Genomic DNA, 6,094 nt, shown 5'->3' on the forward strand with positions numbered 1-6,094 from the left:
TCAACAAATGCAACAACCAAACCAATAATGCTGATACCACCTGCTCTAACACCGCCACCACCTCGACGGTCTTCAACATTGGTACTAATTCGACGACCTTTCCAGCGCATAATTTCCCTCTTATTTTAGAATGGCATCATGAACCCGATGCTTTTTTTGGCCACATTTTTTGTATTAAGCTTACAATTAATAGAACAATTGCACCCGCAACCAGTCCTATTCCAAAGTTAATCAGTGTCGGTGTTAAAGCACCAATAATATTACCTACCGCTGGTATTGTTTCTACATGGTCCACTGTGTTTTCAGTTAAGTGATGAAGTAACGGAATCGTATGATTAATAATCCCGCCACCAACTAAGAACATTGCAATGGTGCCTACGATTGAAAGTAATTTCATTAAAATAGGTGCAAAAGCTAATAAGCCTCGACCTATAGTTTGCTTAAATGAGGTAGTCTGCTTAGTTAAATATAATCCCAAATCATCAATCTTAACAATCATGCCGACTAAGCCATAAACGCCAATTGTCATAACAACAGCAATAATACTAAGTACGCTTACCTTAGTCATTAAACTGGCTGTAGCTACGGTACCTAAAGAAATAACAACAATTTCAGCCGATAAAATAAAATCTGTTCGAACGGCTCCTTTTACTTTTTCTTTTTCAAAATTTGCTAAATCTAATTCTTCACTATCAAATTCTGCTTTTGCTTCTTCTGATGTAGATGGCTTTTTATGCATCATGGTATGAAGAACTTTCTCCACCCCCTCATAACACAAAAATAAACCTCCCAACATTAATAGTGGATTAATCAGCCAAGGCGCAACCACACTAATCAACAAAGCCAAAGGAACTAAAATAAGTTTATTAACAAATGAACCTTTAGCCACTTTCCAAACAATAGGTATTTCGCGATCTGCACGCACACCTGTAACTTGTTGCGCATTTAAAGCCAAATCATCGCCTAAAACACCAGCAGTTTTCTTTGCTGCCATTTTGCTCATTAAAGCAACATCATCTAAAATTGTTGCAATATCATCTAGTAATAAAAGTAAGCCACTTGCCATTTCTTATCCAAGTTTGTATTTATTAGGCTATTGTAAGATGATTTTTTTCAATTTCTGTAATTTTACTGAATAAATTCACAATATTATTTTAAGAAAAGTTTAACCAATCGCTGACGAATTTTTTTTATTTCCCGTACAATAATGCCAATCTTTTATATTGCAGGGCTTACTACCCCTGATTAAGCCAATAAGACAGTGGAATAAATAATGAGTAATGTTGATCAGCGACCAATTATTTTGACAGGCGACCGCCCAACCGGACAACTTCATCTTGGGCATTTTGTCGGTTCTTTGCGTTCTCGTGTAGGTTTACAGGATAGCCATCATCAACATCTCTTGTTAGCAGATGCACAAGCCCTAACAGACAATGCAGATAACCCAGATAAAGTCCGTCGCAATATTTTGGAAGTTGCTCTAGATTATTTAGCTGTAGGCATTGATCCAACAAAAACCACGATTTGCGTACAATCATGCTTACCAGCACTAAATGAGCTTACTATGCTCTATCTTAACTTCGTGACGGTTGCTCGCTTAGAGCGTAACCCGACCATTAAGTCTGAGATTCAAATGCGCGGTTTTGAGCGTGACATTCCGGCTGGTTTCCTCTGCTACCCTGTTGCACAAGCGGCAGACATTACTGCTTTTAAAGCGACTGTGGTTCCAGTGGGTGAAGATCAAATTCCAATGATTGAACAAACCAATGAAATCGTACGTCGAGTAAACCGTCAGATTGGCCAAGACCTTTTACCTGAATGTAAAGCTTTGCTTTCAAATATGGCACGCTTACCTGGTTTTGATGGTAAGGCAAAAATGTCTAAATCATTAGGTAATACCATTGTTTTAAATGCTTCTGATAAAGACATTAAAAAAGCTGTAAATGCAATGTATACCGACCCAAATCATCTTCGCATTGAAGATCCAGGTCAGGTTGAAGGAAATATTGTATTTACTTACTTAGATGCATTTGATCCAAATAAAGAAGAAGTTGAAGAGTTAAAAGCACACTATCGTCGTGGTGGTTTAGGTGATGGAACTGTTAAAAAACGCCTTGAAGGTGTTTTGAAAGAATTGATTAGTCCTATCCGTGAACGTCGTGAAGAACTTGCTAAAGATCCTGACTACATCATGGATGTTTTACGTCAAGGTACAGATAAGTGTCGTCTTATTACTCAACAAACCTTAGATGAAGTTAAAGATGGTTTAGGATTATTTAAATTCTAATTCCTTTAAAACTAAAAGCCCTTCGGGGCTTTTTTTATGCTTATTTTATTCATAGCGTAATTTTTTAGAATTACTAATGTATTGACGACTATTCACATGCTTTTACCCTATTAACGTGAAGTAACACTTATTAACGCTAATAGCGATGAAGAATTTCTTAACTATCTCTATTATTCATCATGTAGGTTACATGATATAAACCTCACGACATTTCTCCTTAAACCGAAACTGTTTTTACAGATTCGTTGTTCTACGCAATGATCACCCCAATCATTGCGTATTTTTTTGCTTAAATATTTTGTTTTATTGATTACTTATTTTATTTAATAGATAAAAAAAACACCGCATCATTTTCAGATGCGGTGTTTTTAAGATTCAGGATAAAGCGATTAAGCTAAACCTTTCTCTTTTAAAACTTGCAACATTGTTGAACCAAGCTCAGCTGGGCTACGAGTGTAAGCCATTCCCGCGCGTTCAAATGCAGCGAATTTCTCTTCAGCAGTACCTTGACCACCAGAAATGATCGCACCAGCGTGACCCATACGCTTACCTTTAGGTGCAGTTACACCAGCAATGTAACCTACTACAGGCTTAGTCACGTTAGATTTGATGAATTCAGCAGCTTCTTCTTCCGCTGTACCACCGATCTCACCGATCATGATGATTGCATCAGTATCTGGATCATCTTGGAACAATTGAAGAGCTTCGATTTGGTTCATACCTGGGATTGGGTCACCACCAATACCGATACAAGTAGACTGACCTAAACCAAGCTTAGTTGTTTGAGCAACAGCTTCATAAGTCAATGTACCTGAACGTGAGATGATACCAATACGACCTGGTTGGTGAATGTGACCAGGCATAATACCAATCTTACATTCGCCTGGAGTGATCACGCCTGGGCAGTTAGGACCAACTAAACGAGTACCGTTACCGTTGGTTTCTAAGTAGCGTTTTGCTTTAAGCATGTCGATTGTTGGAACACCTTCAGTGATCACAACGATTAGGCCAACACCTGAATCAACCGCTTCAACGATAGAATCTAAAACGAATGGAGCTGGTACATAAATTACAGATGCATCTGCATTTGTTTCACGTACAGCTTCTTTCATTGTGTTGAATACTGGTAGGTCAAGGTGAGTAGTACCACCTTTACCTGGAGTAACACCACCAACAACTTTTGTACCGTAGTCTAAAGCTTGTGCAGAGTGGAAAGTACCGTTTTTACCAGTAAAACCTTGTACCAATACTTTAGTGTCTTTATTAATTAATACGCTCATGATTGATACTCCCCTTACGCTTTAACTGCAGCTACAACTTTTTCTGCGGCATCAGACAAGCCGTTCGCAGAAATTAATTTCAAACCAGATTCATCAAGTAATTTAGCACCTAACTCAGCGTTGTTACCTTCTAAACGAACAACAACTGGAACAGTTACGTTTACTTCTTGAACCGCTGCAATAATCGCTTCAGCAATCATGTCACAACGTACGATACCACCGAAGATGTTAATTAAAACACCTTGTACAGATGTATCAGCAAGGATGATTTTGAACGCTTCGATTACGCGCTCTTTAGTTGCACCGCCACCAACGTCAAGGAAGTTTGCAGGCTGACCACCATAAAGTTTAATGATGTCCATAGTTGCCATTGCAAGACCAGCACCGTTAACCATACAACCGATGTTACCTTCTAAAGCAACATAGTTAAGATCAAATTCAGATGCTTTTAATTCACGCTCATTCTCTTGAGATTTATCACGTAAAGCAGCAACTTTAGGTAAACGGTAAAGCGCGTTAGAGTCGATACCAACTTTTGCATCTACACATAAAATATCGCCATTTTCACGAACTGAAAGTGGGTTAATTTCGAATAATGCAAAGTCATTTTCTACAAATGCTTGGTAAGCAGCAGCCATAATTTTAACAAATTGGCTGATTTGCTTGTCTTTCAAACCTAAAGCAAACGCAACTTCGCGTGCTTGGAATGGTTGTAAGCCAACTAATGGATCAACTTCAACTTTGATAATTTTTTCTGGAGTTTCTTCTGCAACTTTCTCGATTTCTACACCACCTTCTGTAGAAGCCATGAAAGTAATACGACGGCTAGAACGGTCTACAACCGCACCCAAGTAAAGCTCACGCTCAACTGGGTATACGTCTTCAGCAACAATAATGCTGTTTACTGGTTGACCATTTGCATCTGTTTGATACGTTACAAGACGAGTACCAATAATGTTATTTGCAAACTCGATAACATCTTCTTTAGATTTTGCAACTTTAACGCCACCAGCCTTACCACGACCACCAGCATGAACTTGCGCTTTCATTACAGCGAATTTACCACCAAGCTGTTCGAATGCAGCAACTGCTTCGTCTGCATTGGTTGCCAAGATACCTTCTTGTACCGGCATACCATATTCTTTCAATAACGCTTTAGCTTGATACTCATGTAAGTTCATTTAGTTACCTACTTAACTTTGTTTGTTGTCTTCAATTTGCGCAACATTCTCATGTTGTATATGCAAATTGCTGTCTACCTCTATCACCTTGATGTTTTTTTAATCACACCATCAAATGTGAAAAAGAGCGGAGAACCGCTCTTTATTTTATTTACGCTTACGTTGAATCGCGTGAATTGCACGACCATCTACAGCAAGTGCAGCTTCATGAACAACTTCAGAGAATGTTGGATGACCAAATGTCATTAACTGAAGATCTTCAACAGAAGATACAAATTCAAGAGCGATCATACCTTGGTGTACGATATCAGATGCAGCAGGTCCAATGACATGCATACCTAATAAACGGTCAGTTTTTGCATCAGCAACAAACTTAACAAACCCAGCACCTTCACCCGCAGCTAAAGCACGACCATTTACAGCAAAACCGAATTGACCAGTTTTAACTTCATGACCTTTTTCTTTAGCTTGTTCTTCAGTTAAACCAACCCATGCCGCTTCCGGATGTGTATAGATAACAGAAATGATTGTGTCGTAGTTCACTTGAGCTGCATGACCGTGAATACGTTCAACAGCCATTACACCTTCTTCCATTGCTTTATGAGCAAGCATTGGACCGCGAACCAAGTCACCAATCGCATATACACCTTCTACAGAAGTTGCACAGTGATCATTTACTTCAACTAGACCACGTTCAGTCAATTTAATGCCTGAATCATCAGCCAATAAACCTTCTGCATAAGCTTTACGGCCTACACAAACGATTAATTTGTCAAAAGTCTGAGTTTTTTCTTCGCCACCTTGAGTGTATTTAACAGTCACTTCACGACCATTAACTTCAGTACCAGCAACTTTAGCGCCAATACGAATATCAAGACCTTGCTTAGTTAAAAGTTTTTGGTAGTCTTTTGCCAAAGCTTTATCAGCCATTGGTAAAAATGCATCCATTGCTTCAAACACAACAACTTCAGCACCAAGACGACGCCAAACTGAACCAAGTTCTAAACCGATTACGCCGGCACCAATAACACCTAAACGTTTAGGTACTTCTGGGAAGTTTAATGCGCCAGTTGAATCAACAATAATATCTTGATCTACAGGAGCTACTGGAATATTTACAGGTACAGAACCAGACGCAAGAATTACATATTTAGGTTCTAAAACTTGAGTCTCACCTTCGTGTGAAACAAACTCAACTTTTTTACCAGCAAGTAATTTACCAGTACCTTTTAACCACTCAATACCATTGCCTTTAAGCAATTGATCGATACCACCAGTTAATTGGTCAACAATTTTGTCTTTACGAGCAAGAAGCTTAGCAAGATCAAAATTCACTTCACCTGTAG

General features: G+C 38.8%; 5 protein-coding genes and 1 pseudogene. 1 reads left to right on the top strand and 5 read right to left on the bottom strand.

Going from position 1 to position 6,094, the window contains the following annotated elements:
* Window positions 1-110 (bottom strand): annotated as a pseudogene (locus UC75_RS21885) (neutral zinc metallopeptidase); the annotation flags it as partial.
* Between the two features lie 26 nt (window positions 111-136).
* Entirely contained in the window at window positions 137-1,066 is a 930-nt protein-coding gene (locus UC75_RS14655) for a DUF808 domain-containing protein (RefSeq protein WP_049838013.1), read from the bottom strand.
* 207 nt (window positions 1,067-1,273) lie between these two features.
* On the opposite strand from UC75_RS14655, the gene trpS reads away from it, so the two are divergent.
* On the top strand, window positions 1,274-2,287 hold the full coding sequence (trpS, locus tag UC75_RS14660) for a tryptophan--tRNA ligase (RefSeq protein ID WP_004789430.1): 1,014 nt from the start codon (window positions 1,274-1,276) through the stop codon (window positions 2,285-2,287).
* A gap of 389 nt (window positions 2,288-2,676) precedes the next feature.
* Here trpS and sucD read toward each other — a convergent pair whose 3' ends face one another.
* The 3 genes from sucD to UC75_RS14675 all read right to left on the bottom strand — a co-directional run.
* Window positions 2,677-3,567 carry a succinate--CoA ligase subunit alpha gene (gene sucD / locus UC75_RS14665; protein ID WP_003655479.1) on the bottom strand — a complete coding sequence of 297 codons (891 nt, stop codon included), beginning with the start codon at window positions 3,565-3,567 and terminating at the stop codon, window positions 2,677-2,679.
* A 14-nt stretch (window positions 3,568-3,581) separates the two neighbouring features.
* Window positions 3,582-4,748 (bottom strand): ADP-forming succinate--CoA ligase subunit beta, encoded by a 1,167-nt coding sequence (sucC, locus tag UC75_RS14670; protein ID WP_003655470.1) that lies wholly within the window; start codon window positions 4,746-4,748, stop codon window positions 3,582-3,584.
* 147 nt (window positions 4,749-4,895) lie between these two features.
* On the bottom strand, window positions 4,896-6,094 hold a 1,199-nt coding region (locus UC75_RS14675), incomplete at its 5' end, for an FAD-dependent oxidoreductase (protein ID WP_228137405.1).

The organism is Acinetobacter sp. V2 (assembly GCF_001188385.1).
Classification (GTDB): domain Bacteria; phylum Pseudomonadota; class Gammaproteobacteria; order Pseudomonadales; family Moraxellaceae; genus Acinetobacter; species Acinetobacter oleivorans.

Bases quoted from the DNA above. Each gene is read 5' to 3' on its own strand.
- UC75_RS14655 (WP_049838013.1), bottom strand. From the start codon at position 1,066: ATGGCAAGTGGCTTACTTTTATTACTAGATGATATTGCAACAATTTTA.
- trpS (WP_004789430.1), top strand. From the start codon at position 1,274: ATGAGTAATGTTGATCAGCGACCAATTATTTTGACAGGCGACCGCCCA.
- sucD (WP_003655479.1), bottom strand. From the start codon at position 3,567: ATGAGCGTATTAATTAATAAAGACACTAAAGTATTGGTACAAGGTTTT.
- sucC (WP_003655470.1), bottom strand. From the start codon at position 4,748: ATGAACTTACATGAGTATCAAGCTAAAGCGTTATTGAAAGAATATGGT.